15 protein-coding genes and 1 pseudogene are annotated in these 20,669 nt (G+C 67.1%); 9 read left to right on the forward strand and 7 right to left on the reverse strand.

Translation table 11 applies throughout. From position 1 onward, the window contains the following. Window positions 1-17: 17 nt before the first annotated feature. The 4 genes from R2733_25810 to R2733_25825 all read right to left on the reverse strand — a co-directional run bounded on the left by R2733_25810 (window position 18) and on the right by R2733_25825 (window position 4,694). Window positions 18-917: a hydroxymethylglutaryl-CoA lyase gene (locus tag R2733_25810; protein ID MEZ5379937.1), complete on the reverse strand. Its 900-nt coding sequence runs from the start codon at window positions 915-917 to the stop codon at window positions 18-20. A gap of 102 nt (window positions 918-1,019) precedes the next feature. Continuing rightward, window positions 1,020-2,141 (reverse strand): hypothetical protein, encoded by a 1,122-nt coding sequence (locus tag R2733_25815; GenBank protein MEZ5379938.1) that lies wholly within the window; start codon window positions 2,139-2,141, stop codon window positions 1,020-1,022. A gap of 20 nt (window positions 2,142-2,161) precedes the next feature. Continuing rightward, the gene (locus tag R2733_25820; GenBank protein ID MEZ5379939.1) at window positions 2,162-2,971 is read right to left on the reverse strand and encodes a class II aldolase/adducin family protein; all 810 of its coding nucleotides are present in this window, start codon (window positions 2,969-2,971) and stop codon (window positions 2,162-2,164) included. Window positions 2,972-3,029: 58 nt separating this feature from the next. Further along, window positions 3,030-4,694: an AMP-binding protein gene (locus R2733_25825; GenBank protein MEZ5379940.1), complete on the reverse strand. Its 1,665-nt coding sequence runs from the start codon at window positions 4,692-4,694 to the stop codon at window positions 3,030-3,032. Between the two features lie 215 nt (window positions 4,695-4,909). Here R2733_25825 and R2733_25830 point away from each other — a divergent pair. The 3 genes and pseudogenes from R2733_25830 (at window position 4,910) to R2733_25840 (ending at window position 6,875) form a co-directional block, all read left to right on the forward strand. After that, window positions 4,910-5,167 (forward strand): annotated as a pseudogene (locus tag R2733_25830) (integrase core domain-containing protein). A gap of 76 nt (window positions 5,168-5,243) precedes the next feature. Then, the gene (locus tag R2733_25835; GenBank protein MEZ5379941.1) at window positions 5,244-5,690 is read left to right on the forward strand and encodes a hypothetical protein; all 447 of its coding nucleotides are present in this window, start codon (window positions 5,244-5,246) and stop codon (window positions 5,688-5,690) included. 57 nt (window positions 5,691-5,747) lie between these two features. Continuing rightward, the gene (locus R2733_25840) at window positions 5,748-6,875 is read left to right on the forward strand and encodes an HNH endonuclease signature motif containing protein (protein MEZ5379942.1); all 1,128 of its coding nucleotides are present in this window, start codon (window positions 5,748-5,750) and stop codon (window positions 6,873-6,875) included. Window positions 6,876-6,980: 105 nt separating this feature from the next. Here R2733_25840 and R2733_25845 read toward each other — a convergent pair whose 3' ends face one another. Both R2733_25845 and R2733_25850 read right to left on the reverse strand, forming a co-directional pair. Then, window positions 6,981-7,316, reverse strand: coding sequence for a hypothetical protein (locus tag R2733_25845; GenBank protein MEZ5379943.1), 336 nt, complete (start codon window positions 7,314-7,316; stop codon window positions 6,981-6,983). A gap of 306 nt (window positions 7,317-7,622) precedes the next feature. Next, window positions 7,623-8,348 (reverse strand): lysophospholipid acyltransferase family protein, encoded by a 726-nt coding sequence (locus tag R2733_25850; GenBank protein ID MEZ5379944.1) that lies wholly within the window; start codon window positions 8,346-8,348, stop codon window positions 7,623-7,625. Between the two features lie 42 nt (window positions 8,349-8,390). Between R2733_25850 and R2733_25855 the strand changes: the two genes are divergently transcribed. The 3 genes from R2733_25855 (at window position 8,391) to R2733_25865 (ending at window position 12,079) form a co-directional block, all read left to right on the forward strand. Then, the gene (locus tag R2733_25855) at window positions 8,391-9,647 is read left to right on the forward strand and encodes an MFS transporter (protein MEZ5379945.1); all 1,257 of its coding nucleotides are present in this window, start codon (window positions 8,391-8,393) and stop codon (window positions 9,645-9,647) included. 90 nt (window positions 9,648-9,737) lie between these two features. Further along, the gene (locus R2733_25860) at window positions 9,738-10,547 is read left to right on the forward strand and encodes an alpha/beta hydrolase (GenBank protein MEZ5379946.1); all 810 of its coding nucleotides are present in this window, start codon (window positions 9,738-9,740) and stop codon (window positions 10,545-10,547) included. Between the two features lie 2 nt (window positions 10,548-10,549). Next, the gene (locus R2733_25865) at window positions 10,550-12,079 is read left to right on the forward strand and encodes a serine hydrolase domain-containing protein (GenBank protein MEZ5379947.1); all 1,530 of its coding nucleotides are present in this window, start codon (window positions 10,550-10,552) and stop codon (window positions 12,077-12,079) included. Between the two features lie 69 nt (window positions 12,080-12,148). On the opposite strand, the gene R2733_25870 is transcribed toward R2733_25865, so the two are convergent. Further along, a complete protein-coding gene (locus R2733_25870; protein MEZ5379948.1) occupies window positions 12,149-15,517 on the reverse strand; it encodes a carboxyl transferase domain-containing protein in 3,369 nt (1,122 codons plus the stop codon). A gap of 320 nt (window positions 15,518-15,837) precedes the next feature. Between R2733_25870 and R2733_25875 the strand changes: the two genes are divergently transcribed. From R2733_25875 to R2733_25885, 3 genes are read left to right on the forward strand one after another with little or no spacing between them, the layout of a single operon-like run. Further along, window positions 15,838-18,309, forward strand: a complete 2,472-nt coding sequence (locus tag R2733_25875; GenBank protein MEZ5379949.1) for a chemotaxis protein CheA — start codon at window positions 15,838-15,840, stop codon at window positions 18,307-18,309. Between the two features lie 23 nt (window positions 18,310-18,332). Beyond that, entirely contained in the window at window positions 18,333-20,201 is a 1,869-nt protein-coding gene (locus R2733_25880; protein ID MEZ5379950.1) for a methyl-accepting chemotaxis protein, read from the forward strand. Then, a complete protein-coding gene (locus R2733_25885) occupies window positions 20,198-20,662 on the forward strand; it encodes a chemotaxis protein CheW (protein ID MEZ5379951.1) in 465 nt (154 codons plus the stop codon). The genes R2733_25880 and R2733_25885 overlap by 4 nt, the downstream gene beginning before the upstream one ends. Window positions 20,663-20,669 lie beyond the last annotated feature (7 nt).

The following is a 20,669-nucleotide window of genomic DNA, read 5'->3' on the forward strand; positions in this document are numbered from 1 at the left end:
AGATTCATTGTGCCCGGTCACACACCCGCGGTCGTTGATGGCGCGGACTCGACCGAGCGAGGTCCGTGCGTCGCCACTCGTCCCGGGAGATCGTGGCCGACCATCCCACGAAGGAGCCGAGCCGTTTCGAGCAACTCGCCCAGATCGATGCCGCTGTCGATGCCGGCGTCGTCGAGGAGATGGACGAGATCTTCGGTGGCCAGGTTGCCGCCGGCACCGGCGGCGAACGGCGACCCACCCAGCCCGCCCACGGCGGTGTCGAATCGGCGTACGCCCAGCGACATGGCCGTCCACGCATTCACGAGGGCGGTGCCCCGGGTGTCGTGGAGGTGCAGCCCGACGTCGGGTCCGGTGGCTGCAATGACTGCCTCGACGCGGGTCGGTGTGGCCATGCCGGTCGTGTCGGCCAGCGTGACCCGGTTGACACCCTGGTCGGCAAGCCGGGCGATGATGCGCGGCACGTCCTTGGTCGGCTCGTCACCGGTGTAGGGCGAACCGAAGACGCACGAGATGACACAATCGACCACCCGACCATCGGCCACGGCGACGATGTCGGAGATGGCGGCAAGGGAGTCGTCGACGCTCTGGCGGATGTTCTTCTCGTTGTAGACCGGGCAGGCCGAGATGGTGACGGTGAGCGCATCGGCCCCGGCGTCGACGGCCAATTCGGCACCCTTGCGATTCGGCACCAGCGCCCAGTAGGTGACCCCGGCTCGACGCTCGATCGAGGCCATCACCTCGCCCGCCCCTGCCATCTGCGGGACCGCCTTGGGAGAGACGAAGCTGACCGCTTCGATGTCGGACAGACCGGCGTGGCTCAGGGCGTCGACCAGCTCGACTCGACGCTCGATCGCGACGGGTTCCTCGGACTGCAGACCGTCGCGTGGGCCGACGTCACGGAGCTCGATGCGGGACATGCCGCGACCCTACCGCGCCGCCCGGGTACGGGCGCATGACCACCGCCCGGGTACGGGCGCATGACCACCGCCTGGGAACGGGCGCAGAACTCGGCGGTCGACTCAGTCGTCGGCTCGATACACCAGCTCGCCGCCGATGATCGTTGCCGCCACGCGGCCATCGTCGTCGAGCACCACGGCATCGGCGCGCAAGCCGGGCCACAGCTCGCCCCGGGTCTGGTCGACGAGCACGTCGGCCGGTCGGGCCGACGCGGCCCGGTGGGCGGCGCCCGTGGAGCAGCCGGTGAAGGCCGCGAGGTTGCGGACGCCGGCGTCGAGACCCGCCACAGCCCCGGCAAGGGTGCCGTCGTCGAGGCGGTGCACTCGTTGCTCGGTCATCCCAAGCGGAGCGACGGCGTCGCTGACCAGCACGAGGCGGTCGGGCGCCAACCGCCAGGCGATGTCGACCAGTGGCGGCGCAACGTGCTCGCCGTCGACGATCAGCCCGAAGAACGCTGAACACCGTTCGCTCAACAGGGTGGCAGCGAGCCCGGGATCACGGTGGTGCAAACCGACCATGGCGTTGAACAGATGAGTCCCCATGGTGGCGCCCCAGCCGTACGCCAGATCGGCGAACGGTTGCGCGGCCGCCGTGTGCCCGAAGGACACGACCACGCCGCGGTCGACCAGCGTGGCCACCGCACGCTCGGCCCCTGGCAGTTCCGGATCCAACGTCACCAGTGCCACTCCGTGTTCCGGTGCGTACCAGTCCGGCAACTCGTCGGGGATCGGCTCGAGCTTGGAGCGGGCATGCGCGCCTCGCTTCGCCTCGCTCAGCCAAGGACCCTCGAGGTGCCAACCCAGTGGCTCAGCACCGACGTAGTCGACCGGGCGCCGTTCGAGTGCCGCCAGCGCCTCGGCGACGTGGGCGTGGCCGTTGGTCGTGAGCGTTGGTAGGAACGCCGTGACACCGATCGACGGCAGCCGCTCACCCAGCTGCCACACCGCCGCCGGGTCGGATTGGAGGTCGATCCCGAAGCCGCCGTTGATCTGGAGATCGATGAAACCGGGACCGACCCGGTTGCCCTCGGCATCGAGCACGATGTCGGTGTCGTCGGCAATGAGCGCCTCGACATCGGGCCCCTCGGTGATGCGGACGACCTCACCATCGTTGATGGTGAGGTCGCCGTAGACCCACTGGTCGGCGGGATCGAGGAAGCGCCCGTTGCGGATGAACGAGACCATCAGGCTGGGCCCTCGACGAATCAGTCGAACAGGTCGGGCTCTTCGCGACTGATCCAGTCGTAGAGCGGCTGGAAGTTGAACCAACCGGCGTCGTGCGAACCGACCTGGCCTGCGGTCTTCTCCGCCTGGTCGGCGTCGATGAGCACCGGCTTGTGACCGGTGGCCTCGGCCAGGAGCTGAGCCTGACAGGTGCGCTCCATGGTGATGAACCACCAGGTGGCCTCATCGACCGTATGACCGACGGTGAGATTGCCGTGGTTCGACAAGATGGCAGCCTTGGCCCCGCCGAGGGCCGCGCCGATCCGATCGCCTTCGGACGTGTCGAGCACGACGCCGGTGTAGTCGTCGAACACCACGTGGTCCTGGTAGAAGGCGCACGAATCCTGGGTCAGCGGGTCGAGCGGGCGACGCAGCGACGACCACGCCTTGCCGTAGACCGAGTGGGAGTGCGCGGCGGCAACGACGTCGGGTCGGGCGGCATGCACTCGGGAGTGAATGGCGAACGCGGCACGGTTGACCGGATTGGAGCCGACGACGACGTCGCCGTGATGGTCGACGCAGATGAGGTCGGACACGCTGATGTGCTTGAAGTTCATGCCGAAGGGGTTGACCCAGAAGCGATCGTTGAACTCGGGGTCTCGCACGGTGATGTGGCCGGCAACGCCCTCGTCGAAGCCGAATCGCCCGAACAGGCGGAACGACGCCGCCAGTCGTTCGAGTCGATGCCGGCGCGTCTCCTCGACACTGTCGAAGGTGGGTGCGGACATCCGGGTCGAGAACCCGCCACTGGCGAACTCCTCGACGGTCGATGGTGCCTCGGTTGCAGTCATGGCGCCGAGCCTACGTCAGGTCGCCGCCACCCACCCAGCCGCGTACAACTCGCAGAGGTCAGGCGGTCTCGGTGATATGGCTCGACAGATCGAGGTGCTCGATGGCGTCGTCGCGCAGCTTGAACTTCTGGATCTTGCCGGTGACGGTCATCGGGAACTCGTTGGTGGTCATGACATAGCGCGGCACCTTGTAGTGCGCGATCTTGCCCTTGCAGTACTCCTTGACCTCGTCGAGGGTCATCTCACTGCCGTCCTCGGTCTGGATCCACGCCATGATCTCCTCGCCGTACTTGCGGTCGGGGACGCCGACCACCTGCACGTCGCGCACATTGGGATGGGTGTAGAGGAACTCCTCGACCTCGCGGGGATAGACGTTCTCGCCGCCGCGGATGATGAGGTCCTTGATGCGGCCGACGATATTGACGTAGCCCTCGTCGTCCATGACAGCGAGGTCGCCGGTGTGCATCCAGCCGTCGGCATCGATGGCCTCGGCGGTCTTGTCGGGGTCGTTCCAATAGCCGACCATGACCGAGTACCCCTTGGTGCAGAACTCGCCCGAGGTGCCACGCGGAACGGTCTCGCCCGTTTCCGGGTCGACCACCTTCACCTCGATGTGGGGCTGAACTCGCCCGACGGTGCCGACCTTCTTGTCGATCGGGTCGTCGGTAGCGGTCTGCGTGCTGACGGGCGCCGTCTCGGTCATGCCGTAGGCGATGGTCACGTCGGTCATGTGCATCTTGTCGATCGTCTGGCGCATGACCTCGATCGGGCACGGTGAACCGGCCATGATCCCGGTGCGGAGCGAGCTGACGTCGTAGCCATCGAAACCGGATTCGGCCAGCTGAGCAATGAACATCGTGGGAACGCCATACAGGCTGGTGCAGCGCTCGTCCTGCACCGCTTCGAGGGTGGCGACCGGTTCGAACGACGGAGCAGGAACGATGATCGCCGCGCCATGTGTGGTGCAACCCAGCGTGCCCATCACCATGCCGAAGCAGTGGTAGAACGGCACCGGCACGCACACTCGGTCCTGCTCGGTGTAGTCGCAGGCCTCGCCGACGTTGTAGCCATTGTTGAGGATGCTGCGATGGCTGAGGGTGGCGCCCTTCGGGAAGCCGGTGGTGCCCGAGGTGTACTGGATGTTGATCGGTTCGTCGGGGCTGAGGGTGGCTTCGACCGCCTCGACGTCGGCCGAGGTCTTCTGATCCGCAAGCGCCATCAGCTCGTCCCAGCTCGGATCGCCGATGAAGATCACATGCTCGAGCTCGGGCAGGTCACCCCGCACCTCGTCGATCATCGCCCGGTAGTTGCTGGTCTTGAAATCGGTGACGGCAACGAGACCACGACAGCCCGACTGGGCGAGCGCGTACTGGACCTCGTGGGTGCGGTACGCCGGGTTGATGTTGACCTGGATGATGCCGAGCCTCGCCGTGGCGAACTGCGTGAGCACCCATTCGGTGACGTTCGGCGCCCACACACCGATGCGGTCGCCCTTGACGAAACCCTTCGCCAGCAGCGCCCGGGCGAGGAGATCGACTTCGGCCCACAGCTGGTCGTAGGTGTACCGAGTGCCGGGCGTGTCGCCGTGGGGGCGAACGATCAGGGCATCGCGACTGCCGTGATCCGCCACGGTCTGGCGGAGGTTGTCACCGATGGTCGTGGTGAGCAGCGGCGGCTCCGAGGCGCCGATGGTGTGGCTGAGGCTGGTGTCGATCGCGGTCATGGGCGTGATGGTAGTCACACCGTCAGTGACCCGTCAGCCGTCGGTGCCGGTGGTGGCGGTCAGCCCGAGGGTGCGGACAGCGCGCCGATCGCGGCCAGGGACGAGATGAAGGCGTTCGCCCTGGGCCATCGGGCAGGGAGGCGCAGTGTTGGTCGTCCGGACCGGTTCGCTATCCAAGACACTGAAGCAATCACCCCGTTTCCCGACGATTCGCCAACCTCGCCACCGCTCGAGCGTTCGTCGACCAGTTCATGGAGCACTACAACCATCAACACCGGCACTCCGGTATCGGCTACCACACCCCATCCGATGTCCACACCGGACGAGCCGCTGCCGTCCAAGCAGCACGACAAGCCGTCCTCGACGCCGCCTACCGCGAGCACCCCGCACGCCTCCATCGGCCACCCCGAGCACCCCAGGTCCCCGACATCGCCTGGATCAACAAACCCAAGGAGACCAACCCAGACAACTGAACAACCAGATGTCTCATCACGACGGACACCCACCGACTCTCCGATGGCTGTCATACCCCGTGGTCATACTGTTTTCATGGGATTCGGGTCGGCGAAGGATGCGGGGAGGAGGGGGCGGATCACTGCTGATCCGTCGACGCCGTATGTCGCCCAGTTGGCGAATCAGCTCCTCACGTTCTCCTCGATGCACGATGTGGAGGATTTGTCGGCCGATGAGATGGCTGAGCTGTTGTTGGTGATGGCCAACGCCGCGGAGCATCTGGAGACCCAGACCGGCCAGTTGGCGTTGGCCGCGCATCGGCGTGGTGTGGGCCGCCATCTCGGTTCGAGGTCGACCGGGGCGTGGCTGGCGCATCGGGCCAAGGTCACCCCAGCGCATGCCCATCGGATGATCCGCCGGTCAGAGACCGAGTGTGCCCTTCGGGCACCCCGAGTTGTTCGCCTGAGGCTCACAACGTCGCGCCGCTGCAAGCTCGCAACGTCCAGCGGCGCGATGTTTCGAGCGCAGCGAGAAACTCGGTAAGAGAGGAGCGAAGCGACGAACGGCGCCGATCCGGATGGGGCGTACGAGAAGTATTTGTTGAATCTGGAGCGGCGGTTCTATCAGTCGTCGAAAGACCTGGACGGGAACTTCCATTTGGCCGGGCGTTTGGATCCGGTGAATGGTGAGATCTTCGATCAGCTGGTGTCGAAGCGGGCAGCGGAGTTCTTCGACGCCGATTGGGCGAAAGCGGTGGCGGAGGCAGCGCCGGGTGAAGTGATCACCAAGTCGATGCTGCGCCGGAGTGACCGGCAACGTCGCCTCGATGCGCTGGTGTCGTTGGTGGTCGACGGGTCATCCACGCCGGAGGGGGCACAGCGTCCCGAGCCGTCGATCATCTTCGGTTTGGATGTGTTGAGTCTGTCGGAGTTCATCGCCCAGATGCTGCATGCCGATCTCGGCGACTGGGCACCCGACACCGACACCGCCGGCGCGGCCGCTGCGGATGCGAACGCGGCTGGACACGCCGACGCTGCCGCCGGCGAACGCACCGCAGCGTCGGCGGCTGCCGGCGAAGCGAGCGGCGACACGGCCCCGCCCGCCGACAACGGCACCGAGGAGAGTGGCGGCTCGGCGAAGTCGGCGTCCGACCTGAACGACGACGCCGCCACTGGCAACGCAGGCAACGGGTCCGACGCTGCCGCCAACGGCCGTGCCGCTGACAACGAGCCCGCCACCAACCCCACGGCCGCCAGCCCGTCCGGCGGGCTGTATCTACCGGATCCGCCGTACCCGGTGCCTTCCGGCCCGTCCACAGCGGCCGCGGTCGATCCGATGCGACGCTGCGAGACCTTGCGGGGCACACCGATCCCGTTCCGGATCATGCTCCAACACCTGTTCGAAGCCCGCATCCGCCGGATCGTCTACACCGCACCCAACATCATCATCAACGCCGGCCAGTCCCGCCGCCTGTTCACCACCACCCAGAAACAACTCATCAAGTTCCGCGACCGGTGCTGCACGTTCCCCGGCTGTCACCGCGACGCCATCTACTGCGAAGCCGACCACCTCCGAGCCTTCGTCGACGGCGGCCCCACCGACCTCACCAACGGCCAATGCCTGTGCCGCTACCACCACAACCTCAAAACCCGGGCCAAGTTCTACTGCGAACCCCTGCCCGACGGGACGGTCGGGTTCTTCCTCCCCACCGGCATCAAACTCGAGTAACCCCCAGCGAGCACTCTCGAGCACGCCAACTGCACCATCCGCACCACGCACCGACCCGAACCGGCGTTCGAGGTCGGCACCGCCGCGCTCCAACTGGCGTTCGACCTACCCTCCATCCACCGATCGGCTTCTGAAGGGTTTCCTCGGCGGTCTTGGGCGGCTCGTGGGCGTGAGGACGGGCTGGACCGGTGGTCGGAGCGCGTCGATGCAGGCGTTGGCGTAGCGGGCGGTGGTCGACGCTCGGCATGTCACCGCCGGCTGCCCGCTGATCATGCTCGCCCAGATCCCGATGTTGTGGCCTAGGACCGAACACCCGAGCCAGGCGGCGTTGGCGTGGAAGTGCTCGGACGGGATGTGCTCGAGCTCGGCGTCTTCTTTCAGATCCCGGATCGCGAGTTCGGCCACGGCATGCTCACGATGGAATCGGTCGGCCTCGACCATGCCGATGTCATGGTCGGATGTGATGAACGCGTGGTGGCGCCAATCAGTCCACAGGCTGGCCTGAGCTCTATCGGTGAGCCGAGTCCGACGCACGATCGGCCGGACCGTGCGTTGCCTGCGGCTTTGCCAGTGGAGTCGTCCGTTTCGGTGACCTGGGCCCGACCGCCGAGTGTGTCGTCGTTGCATTGCGACGCCCCATCGTCGACGCTCGAGATCGCTCGGCGCATCGCCTCGTGGAGCCGGACCGTGACCGACCAGCCAACCTCATGGGCGTCGAGACGGTCACAAACGGTGGATCGCAGGCGCTCACTGCGCGAGCGAGTACGCCTGACGTTGTACGTCGGCCAGCCGTTCGGCCAACGTCTCGGTGAAGATCCTCATGGCGTCGCGGTCGGCTCGCTTGCCGTCGGGACGGACCGGAGGGTCGAGCGGTTCACCCACCACGACCCGCACGTGGGCCCGGCGGATCCACTTGGCACCTGCTCCCATCGCCGTGTCGGTGCCCGCAATGCCGATGGGGATGACCCGAGCGCCGGTGCGGGCCGACAACCAGGCCGCGCCGTCGAACAGTTCGCCGAGTTCGACACCGGAATCCTGCCGGGTGCCTTCGGGGAACACGATCATCGACTCGCCCCGGTCGAGCAGCGACTTCGCTGCCGCCAGCGCCTCACGGTCGGCCTGGCCCCGCCGCACCGGGATCGCGCCCAGGGCGGCACAGAAGTACTTGACGACCGGGACGACGAACAACGACTCCTTGCCCAGCGCACGAATGCGCCGCTTGCTGAAACACGCGACCACGACCGAGTCGAGATTCGAGCGGTGCACCGGCGCCAGGATCATCGGGCCCTCGAGGTCGAGTCGCTCCGAGCCGACGCACTCGGCCCTCAGCCACGGGAACAGCAAGGTCTGCACCGTCCACCGCACAGCGGCGTAGACCCGCAGCGACGACGCACGGTCACCCACATCGAAGGCCCAAGCCCGCACGGCCTTCGAGTCGATCGTCTTCTTGGTCGGTGTTCCAGCCTCAGCCACGCACGACATCATGCCTGGCAACGGCGTTGTACGGTGGCACCGATGCCAGGAACGTCGCCACCAACCGCCGCGACGGTCCTGCGGTCACTGGTGATGCCCATCTATCTGCCGGCGCTGGCGGTGCAGACCGGCACGGCGATGCTGCTGCCGATCCTTCCGCTCTATCTCCGTTCGATCGAGCTGTCCTACAGCTCGATCGCGTGGGTCCTCGCCGCAGCTGGGGTTGGGGCGATGGTGGCCCAACTCCCCTTCGGCCACCTCCTGGCCCGACGGCCCGAACAGGTCGTCATGCTCGCCTCGGTGGCGGTGATGGCCGCCACGACCGGGGTGTTCGGCTGGATCGAGATCACGGCCGTGCTGTTGATCGCCCGGCTGCTGTGGGGTGTCGGGTCGACGGGATGGTTGTTGTCGCGTCAGACGGTCATGACCCGGGCGACCAGCAGCAGCGTGCGTGGCCGAGCAATGTCGCTCTTCGGCGGCACCACCCGCCTGGGCTTCTTCATCGGCCCGGTCCTCGGCGGTTTCGCTGTCGAAGCCCTAGGCTATCCCGCAGCGTTCCTGGCCGCCGGCCTGGTCACGGCGCTCGGCATGCTTCCCCTGCTGACGAGTCGCCAACCGCTGCCCTCGACGGTCTCGCCGGCGACAAGCGAAACCGAGCGCAACGACCTCGAGGTTCCCGATGCGGTCGAGGACCCGATCGAACGCACTTCGCATTGGCCGATCCTCGTCCCGATGGGAATCGCCCAGATTCTCGTCATCGCTGCTCGGCAGGGCCGCCAGATCGTGATCCCACTGATCGGTGAAGGACTCGGACTAGACCCGGGCGACATCGGCTTGCTCGTCGGCATCGGCACGTTCACCGACTTCCTCCTGTTCCCGATTGCCGGCTACGTGATGGACCGATTCGGGCGGCTCGCCGCCGTGGTGCCTGCTTTCTCGTTGGTCGGCATCGGTCTGATCTGGCTGGCCACCGTCGACACCTACGCCGGCGTGGCGGGTGCTGCCGCGTTGATTGGTGTCGGCAACAGCTTCGGATCGGGCACCATGCTCACCCTGTCGAGCGACATCGCTCCACCCCAAGCGACCAGCCAGTTCTTGGGCACGCTCGGAGCGATCCGCGACTTCGGCAAGATCGTCGGGCCGATCGTGGTCGGGGTCCTGGCCGACACGTTCGGACTCGGCGCATCATCGGCGGCGCTGGGTGTCGGGTCGTTCATCGCCGTTGCCATCTTCGTGTTCGGCGTCGGCGAGACCTCCCAGCACCGGGCGCCGAAGACCACCCCTCGTCCGGTGGCGTGACGGGGTCGCCTCTCGGCTGACCCACGAACCGGGTCGGCAGGGCCCGCCGGGCGTGCTACACCGTGCAGCCGGGCGTGCTACACCGTGCGCATGCCCTTCATCGACGTCGACGGCCTGCAGATGTACTACGAGATGCACGGCGACCCCGAAGCACCGCCGGTCCTGATGATCAGTGGCACCGGCAACGACTTGCGATGGTCGCAGCCCGACCGGAACCCGATCAACAAGGCGGGCTACGTGTGCCACTTCGACCAACGCGGCCTCGGCCAGACCGACAAGCCCGACGGTCCCTACACGATGGCCCAGTACGCCGATGACGCCGCCGGTCTCGCCGCAGCGCTCGGCTGGTCACGGTGCCACGTGGTCGGGACCAGCTTCGGGGGCATGGTGGCGCTCAATCTCGTGCAGCGCCATCCCGACCTCGTCGACCGATTGGTCTTGAACTGCACCTCACCGGGTGGCGACCATGCCTCGTTCCCTCTGCACACCCTGACCGACCTCCCACCCGACGAGCTCCTCGATCGGCGCATGCGACTGACCGACGGTCGCTACGACCCCGACGCCGACGAGCCGCTGCCCGGGATCCCGCGAGTGGTCTACGACGCCATGCTGGCACGAGGCGCCAACCCGCCGTCCGGTGAGGCGGCCGCCGGAGCCCGCCGCCAGCTCGAGGCCCGGGCCGGCCACGACGTCAACGCAGCCCTGCCCGCCATCGCCTCGCCGACCCTCGTGTGCGCCGGGCGCTACGACCACATCGCTCCACTGTCCAACGCCGAAAAGCTGGCCAACGACATTCCCGACGCGGTCCTCCGAGTCTTCGAGGGTGGCCACCTGTTCATGATGCAGGACCGCGACGCGTTCGCCGCGATCACCACGTTCGTGCAGACGGGTCAGCGCTGAGCGTGGGATCGACGATCGAGCTCGATGATCGGCTGGGCGCGCTGATCACCGAGTTGACCGATCGTTGGGTCGCCGAGCACCACCTGCCCGGTGTCGTTGTCTCCGTCTTCGATCGCACCGACCACCTCCCCACCGTCGCTCGAGGATCGATCGATCACCGCACGTCGGTCGCTCCGACCGAGCGATCCAGGTTCCGGATCGCGTCGATGACCAAGAGCTTCACCGCAGCGGCGGTGCTCGCACTACGCGACGACGAAGTGCTCGATCTCGATGCGCCGATCGCCCGGCTCGCTCCCAGCCTCGCTGGCGTCGTCGGCCCGACGAGCGACGCACCGCCCGTCACGCTTCGATTGCTCCTCACCATGTCGGCCGGCTTCGCCACCGACGACCCGTGGGCCGACCGCCTGCTGGACGCCGAGCCCACGGTCATGGACGACCTGTTCGAGCGGGGCGCCCACCATGCGCACCCGACCGCCACGGCCTTCCAATACTCCAACTATGGGTTCGCCATGGCCGGCCGTGTCGTCGAGGAGGTCACGGGCGCACCGCTGCGCGACCACGTCAGCGCGCGACTGTTGGAACCGTTGGGCATGACCGACACCGGCTGGGACCCGCCCGACGTTGGTGCAGCGACCGGGCACCGATGGCTTGCTCCGATCCATGACGGTGACGAGGGTGCGTGGCAGGCCGAGCTCCCTCCGCTCGCCGACGGCGGAGTGGCACCAATGGGCGGCCTGTGGAGCTCGATCGAGGATCTCCGTCGCTGGGTGCGATTCATGCTCGACGCCTACCCGGCGCGCAACGATCCCGACGATGGGCCGCTCCGCCGATCGTCGCGCCGCGAGCAACAACAGATCCATCGGTCCCACGGCAATCCCGGCATGGCGAGCGGCTACGGCATGGGGTTGCAGGTCGTCCACGATGAACAACTCGGCACCGTGGTCACCCACAGCGGCGGCTTGCCGGGGTTCGGGTCGAACATGCGCTGGCTGGTCGACCACGGGCTCGGCATCGTCGCCCTCTCGAACCTGACCTACGCCCCGATGGCGCAGCTCAACATGGCAATCTTCGACCGTCTCCCCTCGCTCGCCGGAAACGCTCCGCTCACCGTGCCGCCACCGTCGGCGCCGCAGGTCGAGGCCGCCCACCGGTTCCTCATCCGAGTGCTCGAGCCGATACTTGGCGACGAGCCGCCCGACTGGTCCGTCGATTCGTCCGACTCGGGTTGGGCGATCAATGTCGAGCTCGATGAACCATTCGATCGTCGGGCGGCCCTCATCGCCCGAGACCTGGCCCGGCTCCGCCGCGGTCTCGACACCCTCTCGGGCAACGAGGTGACGTTTCGCTTCGGCCCGCTCTCGATCCAGCACGGCGCCGCCGGCTCGTTCACGATCGAGCCCGTCGAACGCGTGGTACCGACGGCGGCTCGCGGCCACCGCTCGAAGATCGGTGCGCCACCCACGCACCTCACGGTGGCCTTCACCCTCAGCGCCGAGTCCCCACCCAAAGTGCAATCCCTCACCATCAGCTAGGCCCACGGCGAGGCTGCCTACTCCCCTGCTCGCCACGCGCCCAGTGATTCGGGCGGTCGACGAGTCGGGTCACCAGGTGTCGATCATGGGCCGCTTCTTGCCCTGACGCTTGGGTGGGGAGCCGGCGGCGGTGAGGGTGGCGGCGATGATGCGGCGGGAGTCGGCGGGATCGATGACGTCGTCGATCTCGTGGTGGTCGGCCATGCTCACACCCTTGCCGACTTCGTACATGCGGTCGACCCGTTCCTGGTAGGCGGCGGCCCGTGCTTCGGGATCCTCGATGGCGGCCAGTTCGTTGCGGTAGCCGAGCTTGACCGCACCCTCGAGCCCCATCCCGCCGAACTCCGAGGTCGGCCAGCCCACGGTCATGATGGGAAACTTGAAGCCGCCGCCGGCCATCGCCTGCGCCCCCAATCCGTAGCCCTTGCGCAACACGATCGTGGTGAACGGCACCGTGAGGCTGGCGCCGGTGACGAACATGCGTGAGGCGTGGCGCACCAGCGCCGACTTCTCGACCTCGGGGCCGACCATGATCCCCGGCGTGTCGCAGAGGAACACGATCGGTAGGTCGTGGGCGTCGCACAGCTGCATGAATCGCGACGCCTTGTCGGCACCGTTCGGGTCGATGGCCCCGGCCAGATGGGTCGGGTTGTTGGCGATGACGCCGACCGGCTTGCCCTCGATCCGGGCGAGTGAGGTGATCATGCCGACCCCGAAGTCTTGACGGAGTTCGAGCACCGAGTCGGTATCGAACATCTTCTCGATCACCTCGCGCACGTCGTAGATCCGCAGCCGGTTCTCGGGAATGATGTGGCGCAGTTCTCGCTGGTCGGTGCACGACCACTCCTCGAGCGGCCCCTGGAAGTACGACAGGTACTGCTTGGCGACCCGTACGGCCTCGGCTTCGTCGTCGACCACGATGTCGATGACCCCGTTGCGGCTCTGGACATCGATCGGGCCGATCTCGCTCGGATGGAACACGCCGAGCCCGCCGCCCTCGATCATCGCCGGGCCGCCCATCCCAATGTTGGAGTCACGGGTGGCGATGACCACATCGGCGCACCCGAGCAGCGCGGCGTTGCCGGCGAAGCAATAGCCCCGATTGATGGCGACGGTAGGCACGAGACCCGACAGTTCGGCCCACAGACCGAAGGCGAGGCAGTCGAGTCCGGCAACACCGGTGCCGTCGGTGTCGCCGGGACGACCGCCACCACCCTCGGTGAACATCACGAACGGCAGCTGGAGCTTCTTCGCCGTTTCGAACAGACGGTCCTTCTTGGCGTGGTTCATGTGCCCCTGGGTCCCGGCGAGCACCATGTAGTCGTACGACGCCACGGCGCACTGGGCCTCCTCACCGGGGAACAGGTCGCCGTTGATGCGGGCTAGGCCGCCAACGAGACCGTCGCCGGGCGTCTTCTCGATCAGCTCTTGGACCGAGCGGCGCTTGCGCTGCGCTGCGAGCACGAGGGCGCCGTACTCGACGAAGGTGTCGGGATCGACCAGATCGGCGACGTTCTCCCGGGCGGTGCGACCGCCTCGCTCGTGGCGTTTGGCCACGGCCTCGACGCGTCGGGCATCGAGGCCGATCTCGTGGCGCTCGATCACCTCGGCCAGGTCGGGCCGAATGTGGTCGAGATCGATCTCGGACGAGGCTGTGACGGCCTCACCGGCGACATCGCCCTCCTCGATGGCGATCAACTGGTGGCCCTCGAAGATGGCGTCACCCACGCTCACGTTGACGACCCGGACGACGCCCGAGACGTCGGCCTCGATGACGTGCTCCATCTTCATGGCTTCCATCACGAGCAGCGGCGAACCCTTGGTGACCTCGGCGCCGACCTCGACCCCGATTGACACGATCGTGCCTTGCAGCGGCGCGCCGATGGCGTGCATCCCCTCGGCCAACGGCGCTGCCGTCGCCGAGGTGGCGGTGTCGCTGCGCGCCGTGCGGCCAAGATCCAACACCGCCAGCGGATCGGCACTCGCCAGGTGGCGACCGGCGTGGCCCGGCGTCGGGGCACCAGCGTCGTCGCCGGCGCCACGGGCGGACGTCAGCTCTTCCGCAGCGGCGATCACCTCGGGGGCGATCGCGTCGATCAGTCGGGTCGAGATGGTGTTGGCGGCCACGTCGGGCCGCTGCACCAACGCCCGACAGAAGTCGAGGTTGGTGGCGATCCCTCCGAGGGTGAACTCGCCGAGGGCGCGATCAGCACGACGCAGGGCGGCTGCCAAGCCTGCGGGGTGGTGCACGATCACCTTGGCCAGCAACGAGTCGAACGACGGCGAGGTGGTATAGCCCGGATAGCCGTGGGTCTCGGTGCGGATCCCGAGGCCCGACGGGATGGCAAAGGCCGAGAGCGTTCCGCCGGTGGGACGCGACGTGCCGTCTGGCTGCATCGTCTCGGTGTTCACCCGCACCTGGATGGCCTGGCCCCGAGGTTCGATCGGCTGGTCCAGACCGACATCGGTGAGCGTCGCCCCACCTGCCAGCTCGAGCTGGGTCTGCACGAGGTCGATCCCGGTGACCTCTTCGGTGACGGTGTGCTCCACCTGGAGACGAGGGTTGGCTTCGATGAAGTACCAGTTGCCGGTGTCGTTGTCGACGAGGAACTCGAACGTCCCGAGGCTGCGATAGCCGACCCGCTCGGCCATGGCGACGGCAGCCGAGCACAGCGCAGAACGGATGCCAGGATCGAGCCCGGGAGCGGGCGCCATCTCGATCAGCTTCTGGTGCTGGCGCTGCAGGGTGCACTCCCGTTCGCCCAGGTGGGTGACGTTGCCGTGCCCATCGGCGACCACCTGGACCTCGATGTGCCGGGCGGTGCGAACCAGCTGCTCGGCGAACACGTCGGCACGACCGAAGGCAGACGCTGCCTCGGACCGGCACCGCTCGAGCGACTCCGAGATCGACCCACGATCCTCGATCACACGCAGACCACGGCCCCCGCCTCCACCCACCGCCTTCAGCAGGATCGCACCATCGTCGCCGAGCGAGTCGAGAAACGCCTCGGCCTCGCCGGCGTCGGCGAGCGGCGCCGTACCGGCCAACACCGGCACGTGGCAGGCGACAGCCAGCAGCCGGGCCGCCGACTTGTCGCCGAACGCTTCCAGGACGTCGGCGCCGGGGCCGACGAACACGATGCCCGCCTCGTCACACGCCCGGGCGAAGTCGGCGTTCTCGCTGAGGAAGCCGTACCCGGGATGGATGGCGTCGACGCCCTCGGCGACGGCAACGGCGATGATCGCCTCGATGTCGAGATACGCCGCCGCTCCCCGCGCTGCCAGCGGGACCGAGCGCGTGGCCTTGCGTCGGTGGAGCGACTCGGCGTCGTCGGTCGAGTACACCGCGACGGTGTCGATACCGAGCTCGTCGGCGGCACGCATGATGCGGCAGGCGATCTCGCCTCGGTTGGCGATCAGGAGCGTTGAGAAGGTCACCGTCGGAGTCTGGCCGTTGGCCCGACGCACGATCAAGACGGTGCCGTGGGGGTCGGCGGCGACTCGGGCCGGAGCGCGAAGAGGGTGGTCACTGGGGGAGGGAATCCCAGCGACCACCCGGTCCGTCAATGTAGCGCACAACTCGCTCGTGAGCGTCGGCAGGACCCATCACATCTTCTCCGGGTCCTCGAGGCACCAGGGAACGTCCTGGTCCCACGGTCGCGCCCCCGAAATCGGCCGACCGCCCCGCACCGCCACTCATAGCTGTTGACGGCGCGCCGAACCTTCGATCGTTCTGTCAAGAAGGCGAAAGGGATGCCGTGGACGATCTCGAAGGCGATGGCGAACTCATCGAAGCGTTTGTCGTCGAGTCGCGCGAGTCACTCGATGCGATCGATGATGCGCTGCTGGACCTCGAGTCCAAGCCCAACGATCTGGAACTCGTCCGCGAGATCTTCCGTCGAATCCACTCCGTGAAGGGCGCCAGCGGCTTCCTCGGCCTGGTGACGGTCGAGAGCGTGAGCCACTCGGGCGAGCACCTCCTGTCGAAGGTCCGTGACGGCGAGATTGCGTTCAACGAGGAGATCGCTTCTGCGCTTCTCGAGACCGTCGACACCCTGCGCACGATCTTCGACCAGCTCGAGAGCGACGGCACCGAAGGCAGTGCCACCTATCAACCGCTCCTCGACCGGCTGGCCCAGCTCCGCGACGGTGACGCCGCCGAAGTCGGAAGCCTCGATGACGCGAATGAGCCGGCGACCGTCGACGAGGAGCCGACCTCCGCTGTCGGCGACGGCGTCGAACCGGCTGACAACGATCTGCCGCCCATTCCCAACCCGCCGCACGCCCCCAATCCCATCGGCGGCAGGTCGCCGGTCGGACGGGTGCTCGTCGAGGGCGGGCTCATCACCGAGGCTCAACTCAACGAAGCGCTCGACTTCCAGCGCGCCGGTGATCATCGCCGCCTCGGCGAACTGGTCGCCGCTCTCGGCTACACCACCATGGGTGAGGTCGAAGCACTGATCAACGCCTTCCTCGACAACTTCGGTGCCGAGATCTCCGATCCGGAGACCCAGCAGCGGACGAAGGCGAACGCCGATTCGAGCATCCGAGTCGATCTCGAAGTGCTCGATGGCATCGTCGGTCTCGTCGGCGAGCTGGTGCTCGCCAGGAACCAGATCGTCCAGGCCACCGACTCCGGCGCGACCGACATCGGCCGCATGGCCTCGGAACTGGCCTACATCACCTCGTCGCTGCAGGAGCAGGCGCTGCGTACCCGAATGCAGCGGATCGAGAGCGCATGGCGCTCGCTGCCCCGTGTGGTTCGCGACGTCTCGAAGGCCACCGGCAAGGGCGCCCAGCTCGTCATGAGCGGCGAAGGCATCGAACTCGACCGCACGATCATCGAGGCCATCCGAGACCCGCTGGTGCACCTGGTCCGCAACGCGGTCGACCACGGTCTCGAATCCCCCGAGGTGCGGGCCGAAGCCGGCAAGCCCGCTCAGGGCACGATCCGCCTCTCGGCCATCCAGGATGGTGGCCACGTCATCATCGAGGTCGCCGACGACGGTGGCGGCATCGACCCCTACCGCATCGCCCAGTCCGCCCTCGAGAAACGCCTGATCACCCAGAGCGAACTCGACACGATGACCGACACCGAACGGGTCGAGCTCATCCTTCGCCCGGGCTTCTCGACCGCCACCGAGGTCACCAAGATCTCCGGCCGGGGCGTCGGCATGGACGTGGTGGCCTCCAACCTCAAGGAGATCCGCGGGACACTCGAGATCCGATCGGAGCTGGGCAAGGGAACCGCCATTCGTCTGGCGATCCCGCTCACCCTGGCCATCGTGCCGGCGCTCGTGGTGTCGAACGGCGACCAGATCTTCGCCATCCCGCAAGCCAGCGTCGTCGAGCTCGTCCGTCTTCAGGGGGACGACCTTCATGAGCGGATCGAGTGGATCCACTCCGCACCGATCCTGCGCCTCCGCGAGCAACTGTTGCCGCTGATCGAACTCGCCGACGTCCTCCAGATGCCGGTGCCGCAGGACCGGAACACGCTCACCGTGATCGTCGTCCAGTCCGGCGACCAGCCCTTCGGCCTGATCGTCGATTCGGTCACCAAGGCCGAGGAGATCGTCGTCAAACCGGTGTCCCGCCAGGTCCAGCAACTGGGTGTCTACGCCGGCGCCACGGTGATGGGCGACGGATCGGCAGCCTTGATCCTCGACATCACCGCCATTGCCCGCGAGTGCAACCTCGCCTCCTCGACCGGTAGCACCACCGCCACCGGTCCGGAAGAAGTCAGCGACAAGCAGTCCGTTCTGACCGTCATGGTCGGCGAGCGTCGCATCGGTCTGCCGACCGCCGACCTCGAGCGTCTCGAGAAGATCGCTCCGACGGCGGTCGAGTGGAGCGGCGACCAGATGGTCGTGCAGTACCGCGGCCGGCTGCTGCCTGTGGTCTACCTCAGCGAGTTCAGTGACCGATCCGGTCGCCGCAGCAGTGACCAGCCGCTGCGGGTCGTGGTCACGAGCGAACGAGCGGCCATGTCGGTCGGCCTCGTCGTCGACTCGGTCCTCGATGTCGTCGCCATCGACCCCCAGGTTGCCGACGAGATCGGCACCGAGGGTCGCACCGGTGCCGCCGGATCGATCATCCACAACGACGAACTCGTAGAGCTGTTGGACATCCCGACGCTCATTGCGCACTTGTTCCCCAACCTCGATCGGCAGATGACGACCGAGCACTCTCCCATCCCCCAACTCGATCAACTGGCCGGCTCGGCCGTCTGAAGCACCAGGAGCACACCCCGAACATGGAACGTCTACAGAACCTGCGAACCGATCGCGCCGTCCTCGGCGTGCTGATCGTGGGCCTTGCGCTCGTCACCTTCATGACGATCACCGGCCGCAGCGCGATCAACAAGGCGACCGAAAACGTCGACTTCATCAACGGCAAGATCATCACGCCAATGCGCGACTTCAAGGTGCTCAGCGACCTCTACGCGGTCGAGGTCATCGACACGGTCAACCGTGGCTCGGCCGGTATCTACACCGCCGAAGAGGTCGTCAGCCATCTCGAGACGGCTCGGACCGATGGCACCGCCACATGGGAGGAGTACCACACGTTCCTCCTGGAGAACCACGCCCCCGACGCCGATCTCTGGGAGGAGCTCGATGCCAATGTCGCGGCGGTCAATGCAGCCCTCGACACCGCCATCGCCGACATTTCGGCCAATGGCGAGTCGGCGATCGAGCGCTATGACGGCGAACTCTACGACACGGTCGACCCGCTCACGGCGAAAATCGACGAGGCGCTCGCGATGTTCGACGAGGACGCCCACGCCCTCGCCGAGGAGGTCGTCGACCACGGCAACGGGGTCAGCAAGGAACTGTGGTTCGGGCTGATCGCCAGCTTCTTCCTGGTCGGTGGCGGCGGTACCGTCCTCGTCCTCGCCATCCGCAAGGGCATCTTCGCCCGTGAGGAAGCGGCCAGGGAGTCCACTCGCCTGGCGCAGATGGTCGAATCGTCCTCGCTCGGCATGATGTTCGCCGACGCCGACATGATCGTGCGCTACATGAACCCGGCCCAGACCGCCCTGATGCGAAAGGTCGAGTCGCACCTCCCGATGCGAGTCGACGAGATCGTCGGCGGATCGATCGACCGGTTCCACAAGAACCCGGCCCACAACCGCTCGATGCTGGCTGGACCACTGCCCATCGACGCTTCGCTGGACATGGGCGACACGTCGCTGTCGCTCGTCGTCTCCGAAATCAAGACGCCCAGCGGCGAGCTGCTCGGCTACCTGACCTCGTGGTCCGACGTCACCGAGCAGAAGCACGCCGCTCGTGCCGAGCGCGAAGCGTTCGAGCGCACCGCCGAACTCCTCACCGAGGTACGGGCCAAGGCCGCCGAGCTGTCGAACAGCTCCGACATGTTCACCCAGATCAGCGTCGAGCTGGCGTCGGGGGCGACCGAAACGGCCGCTCAGGCCTCCAGCGTGTCCGCCGCTTCCGAAGAGGCATCGGCCATCGCCCACTCCGTCGCCGCCGCCGTCGAGCAGCTGCAGGAGAGCATCGGCGAGATTGCGCGAGGCGCCAGCGCCGCCACCAAGACGGCGACCGAGGCCGCCGACGTCGCCAACCAGACCCGACTCACCATCGAGCAGCTCGGCACGTCCTCCGAGGAAATCGGCAAGGTCGTCGAACTGATTTCGTCGATCGCCGAGGACACCAACGTGCTGGCCCTGAACGCCACGATCGAGGCGGCACGAGCCGGCGAGGCAGGCAAGGGATTCGCCGTGGTGGCCAACGAGGTCAAGGCGCTCGCCGGCGAGACCGGCAAGGCGACCGAGGACATCAAGGCCCGGGTCATGCGGATCCAGTCCGACACCCAGGCTGCGGTCGACGCCATCATCAAGGTCGCCACCGTGGTCGACCAGATCAGCTCGACGCAGCAGTCCATTGCAGCGTCGGTCGAGGAACAGACGGCGACCACCAACGAGATCTCGGCTGCGGTGTCCGACGTGGCCACCACCAGCGCCGAGATCACCGAGAACATCTCGAGCGTTGCCGGTGCGTCGACCCAGACCTCGAACAGCGCAGCACAGACCCAGGAGGCCGCTCGCGGTCTCGGCGAGCTGGCCGCTGCCCTCGCTGCCCTGTCGAACAACTCGAGCCGATGAAGACCGTGGCTGCGGCGACGTCGACCCTGACTCAGCATCGGGTCTGCACCTTCTACGTGGGTGAGCAGATCTACGGGCTCGACGTCCACGCCGTGCGGGAGATCCTCAAGACGCAGGCGACCACCCCTGTCCCCAACGCCACCGCGGCGCTGTCGGGGCTGATCAACCTGCGGGGCGAGATCGTCACCTCGATCGACCTCCGCAAGCGCCTCGAGCTCCCCCCAAAGGAGGTCGACGAGGCGACCATGAGCGTCGTCGTCAGCCTGGCGGACGAGGTCATCAGCCTCATCGTCGACCGGGTCGGCGAGGTGGTGGAGTTGGCCAACGTTCGACTCGAGCCGGTGCCGGCCACCGTCCCCGCGGTGATCCGTGACATGGCGCTCGGCGTCTGCCGAACGCCGGCCGGACTCGTGCAGTTGCTCGACGCGTCAAAGCTCGTCATGAGCGAAACCGACTTCTAGAGGACGA

Source organism: Acidimicrobiales bacterium (assembly GCA_041394265.1).
Taxonomy (GTDB): Bacteria; Actinomycetota; Acidimicrobiia; order Acidimicrobiales; family SZUA-35; genus JBBQUN01.